This is a genomic window from Saccharothrix sp. ST-888 (assembly GCF_000955975.1).
Taxonomy (GTDB): Bacteria; Actinomycetota; Actinomycetes; order Streptomycetales; family Streptomycetaceae; genus Kitasatospora.
Window position 1 is genome coordinate 1 of sequence record NZ_JYJF01000249.1, and the last position, 1,957, is coordinate 1,957.

At 67.6% G+C, this 1,957-nt stretch carries 2 protein-coding genes; both read right to left on the reverse strand.

What is annotated here, in order from left to right; genetic code table 11:
• Nucleotides 1-148: 148 nt before the first annotated feature.
• Complete coding sequence (locus UK12_RS37095; RefSeq protein ID WP_052682410.1) at nucleotides 149-712, reverse strand: EF-hand domain-containing protein; 564 nt, start codon at nucleotides 710-712, stop codon at nucleotides 149-151.
• A 364-nt stretch (nucleotides 713-1,076) separates the two neighbouring features.
• The gene (locus tag UK12_RS32395) at nucleotides 1,077-1,838 is read right to left on the reverse strand and encodes a flagellin N-terminal helical domain-containing protein (protein ID WP_082120141.1); all 762 of its coding nucleotides are present in this window, start codon (nucleotides 1,836-1,838) and stop codon (nucleotides 1,077-1,079) included.
• Nucleotides 1,839-1,957: the final 119 nt, after the last annotated feature.

Consider the following 1,957-nt stretch of genomic DNA (forward strand, 5'->3'; position numbering starts at 1 on the left):
CGGCCTCGGTCGCCAGGCCGCGCAGCCCGTCGGACCGCCTGGCGACGAGGTACAGGGGCTCGCGTATGCGATGCGCGAGAGCGGCGAGCCGCTCCTCGCCGAACAGGGCAGACGACACACGCGATCCCACGTACTCGATCCGAACCGCCTAGAAGGTGCCGAAGAGCCAGTTCCCGCGGGCATTCGGGTCCGGGCTCGTGAGGAACTCGGTGAAGGCGATCAGGTAGGCGTCCAGCGTCAGGTAGCCGCGGTTGAAGAAGTCGAGCTTCTGGAACGACGTGGCGGCGCCGGCCTCGTCGACCCGGAAGACCTCGCGGCCCATCCGCAGGTGCTCGGCCTTGCTGATCCGCCCGTCGCGGTCGGTGTCGGCCACGCCGAAGCTGGCGTTGCACAGCACTCCGATGAAGCGCAGCACCCGGTCCGGGGCCGTGCCCAGCGGGGTGAGCACCGAGGAGGCGAACTCGGCGCGGTCGATCTTGCCGTCGCCGTTGCGGTCGGCCGGGGCCTGGAACTCCTGCCAGAGCTGCCCGAAGGTCGCTTTCAGCTCGTTGCTGCGCGCCGAATCCGGTGCCGCGCCGCTGACCTTGGCCATCAGCTGGCCGAGCTGCTCGTAGTCCGCCTGGGTGATCACGCTGTCGCCGTCGACGTCGATGACAGCGAAGAGCCGGTCCAGCTTGCGACGCCGCAGGCCGTCACCAAAGAGGTCGATCACAGCACATTCTCCCTGGGGTAGCGATGTTCACGACAGAGCGCGGTCACCGTAACACATCGCCCAACTCCTCTGAGTGACGACGATCGTCATCGTGTCTTTTCCATAGCGCAGTTGACTTATAGTCAGCTCGGCGGCCGGTCGCACCAGCGACCACCCCAGTGGCGAGTGAGGCGGGAAAAGGCGGCATTGGGGCGCGGGCGGAGCCAAGACTGGGCGTGCGGCGGGCTCCCGACCCTTCGTCGGCCTCGGTGCGGTTGATGAGGCGGACAAGGTCGGCGCGGCAGCGAGGTGAACGCGCGCTCGGACAGGCCAAGCGCTCTGGTCCGGCCGATGACGGCACCGGCAGGACCAGAGCACCAGTCGCTCAGGACTCGATGATGGTGAACTGCACCATCTCGGCAGCCAAGTCGGTGTCCCGGGTGGTGGAGTCGGAGGCGGTCAGGTTCTCCACCGCGTAGTCGCTGCTGCGGATCGCGGACTCCAGGCGGTTGGAGAACGCCCCCAGGTTGGAGCGCTGGTCGGTGACGGACTTGATCGCCACGTCGATCTTCGCGATCGAGGTGTTGGCCTCAACGGCCGTGGTGACGTTGACGGGACCCGCTTCGGACGGGGACTGGTCGGCCGGTGCGTCGGCATCGCCGGCGAAGAGGTGCTGGACGTTGGCGGCGAAGATGTTCACCGCGAGGGCCTCGTTGGTGTTCGCCCCCACGTGCACACGCAGGGTCCAGGATGCCTGGGCATTCGCCAGCGAGGCGGGGGTGTTGATCTTGGCGGGGTACATTCCCAGCTCGTCGGCAGCGTGCACGTTTGCGTCTGCGGACGCGTCGGTGAGCATCCTCATCTTGTTGAAGTCCGCCTGGTCCGCGACGCGGGCGATCTCGTCGGTGAGCTGGTCGACCTCGATCTGGATCGCCGAGCGGTCCTCCTCACTGTAGGTGCCGTTCGCCGACTGGATCGAGAGCACCCGCATCCGCTGCAGGATGCTCGTCAGCTCGTCCAGGTGACCCTCGGTGGTCTGGATGAAGTCGAGTGTGTCGGCGGCCGTCCGCAGGACGGTCGGCTGTTCCTCGGATCCGGGAGTGCTCTCGCTGGTGGACGTGACTCCGGTGGCGTCCTCGGTGGCCATGGCCGTCTCCTCTGCTCAGCAGTGGTCAATTCCCGTTCGGCGGTGGCCTATCAGCACGAGGGGCGTAGGCCGTGGCTCCCCGCATCGGCGGCGACCAGCCGCTGCCTACCCATGCCTCG

Bases quoted from the DNA above. Each gene is read 5' to 3' on its own strand.
- UK12_RS32395 (WP_082120141.1), bottom strand. From the start codon at position 1,838: ATGGCCACCGAGGACGCCACCGGAGTCACGTCCACCAGCGAGAGCACT.